The sequence below is a fragment of the uncultured Campylobacter sp. genome (genome assembly GCF_938045775.1).
Taxonomy (GTDB): Bacteria; Campylobacterota; Campylobacteria; order Campylobacterales; family Campylobacteraceae; genus Campylobacter_B.
Genome location: NZ_CALIBH010000014.1, coordinates 1 through 1,808, shown reverse-complemented (window position 1 = coordinate 1,808; position 1,808 = coordinate 1). Strand labels below are relative to the sequence as shown.

Here is a 1,808-nt window from a genome sequence, read left to right as displayed (position 1 = left end):
ACGCCGCTTACGTGCTGATGCACATGCAAGGAAAGCCGCAAAATATGCAGCTTGCACCAAAATACGACGATCTGATGGGCGAGATAGATGAGTTTTTTGCGCAGAATTTGCAGCAGCTGCGAAGCGAGGGGCTTAAAAAGATCATCCTTGACGTGGGCATCGGCTTTGGCAAGACCGCCGAGCAAAATTTGGTGCTGATTAAAAATTTGCAGCATTTCTTGCACTTCGGCTGCCCGCTGCTCGTGGGCGCGAGCAGAAAGAGCGTTATCGATTTTTACAGCCCCTCTGCGGTCGCGGACAGGCTCGCAGGCTCGCTGTATCTGCACCAGATCGCCGCCTTAAACGGCGCTGCGATCATCCGCACGCACGATGTTTTCGAACACGCTCAAATGCTAAATCTAATGCGCGCGATGGACGCCGCTGCGGTAAAATTTTAGAATTTTGCGGAATTTCACGAAATTCTATATTTTTAACGAGATTTTTGTAAATTTGCCTTATGCGGAATTTTAAAATTCCTCAAGGAAATATTTTAATTCTTTTAAAATTTTGCGAAAGAGCTTTTGCGGAATTTTATCCGCGTTTTATTTTGCGCCTAAGCTTTCGTGCGCTTGCTCGTCGAAACTTATAAAAATTTATAAAATTTCGCTCGATTTATGAGGCGCGTCAAAACAGCGAAGCAGGACGGTATAAATTCTAGCGACGATTGCACGGATTATTTGCTGCGCGAGCCGAGTTATTTCATTTTTGGGCGAAACGAGCGCTTTACGTCAAAGCCCTTGCTAGCGATTTTTATATCATTTGGTATCGTGCCCGCCGGAGCAGAGGCGTCCTTTTTGGCGGATAAAAACTCGACTAAGCTTTGCCAGACAAAGTCGGCATCCAGATAAAACCCCATCGCGTTAAGCTGTGGATTTATCGCTGCGGTGTGAATGTTCTGTGTGAGCTTAAAAAATACGATTGGGGCGCTTAAAATTTCATCTTTGCTTATAATTTTATCGTCGCGAACAATATTTTTTAGCGTCGTTTTGCGCTCGCCCTCTAACGCCACGAGCTGCAGAATCTCCTCGCGCGTAGCCTGCTTGCCGATCATCTTGCTTAGCCACGAGACGATATGGACGCGAAATCCATCGCCAAAGCTCAAAGTTCTGTCCTTCTGATATTGCCTTCTTAACTCCGTCTCGTCAAACTCTAGGCTTGTGTAAGCTTTACCTTGAGAGGCGAAAATATGGACTAAATTTTTGCCGATGAAAATCACGGAGTGAAGCAGGCGCGGCAGTTTATTTACGTCAGTTTTGCTCCAGTTTATAAATTTACCGCCGATAAAGCGGTACCCGCTAAGCTTCCTTTCAAAGACCTTTTTATCGCCCTCGTCAAGCCTCCATAGCTCGTCCGCACTGACTGGAGTAGAGTTTCTACGGTCATAGACCAAAGTCTCGTCAAGCCCGTATTTTGACACCATAAAATCGTAATTATCTTTAAATTTCGAGATAATTTTCATGTTCGTCCCTTAAAATTTTATCTTCCCTAAGTTTCTTAATCGGTGCGCTTTGCGCCGAAACCGAAGCAAAATTTTATCATCGTAAATTCGCACTGCGAACCTCGCAAATTTTACTGCTAAATCGCCAAAATTTATATCGCAAGCTCACGGCTCGCTCAATTTTACCGCGTGTCGGCGAAATGGTAAAATCGAACGAAAAGCGTGCGGCGCGATAAATTTTAAATTTATTTTGCGAGGCGGAGCGGCGGGCAAATTTTACCGCCCGCACCTATCTTAGCGTGTTTAAAAAAGTGTGCGGGCCGCTACCGCT

General features: G+C 45.4%; 2 protein-coding genes. One reads left to right on the top strand and one right to left on the bottom strand.

The features are described 5' to 3' along the window. On the top strand, nucleotides 1-437 hold a 437-nt coding region (locus Q0238_RS00380; protein WP_297941763.1), incomplete at its 5' end, for a dihydropteroate synthase. 296 nt (nucleotides 438-733) lie between these two features. Here the strand turns inward: Q0238_RS00380 and Q0238_RS00375 are convergent. After that, nucleotides 734-1,498: a hypothetical protein gene (locus Q0238_RS00375; RefSeq protein ID WP_297941760.1), complete on the bottom strand. Its 765-nt coding sequence runs from the start codon at nucleotides 1,496-1,498 to the stop codon at nucleotides 734-736. Nucleotides 1,499-1,808: the final 310 nt, after the last annotated feature.

What these genes read in the sequence shown, in the direction of transcription:
- Q0238_RS00375 (WP_297941760.1), bottom strand. Translation starts at nt 1,498, where the DNA reads ATGAAAATTATCTCGAAATTTAAAGATAATTACGATTTTATGGTGTCA.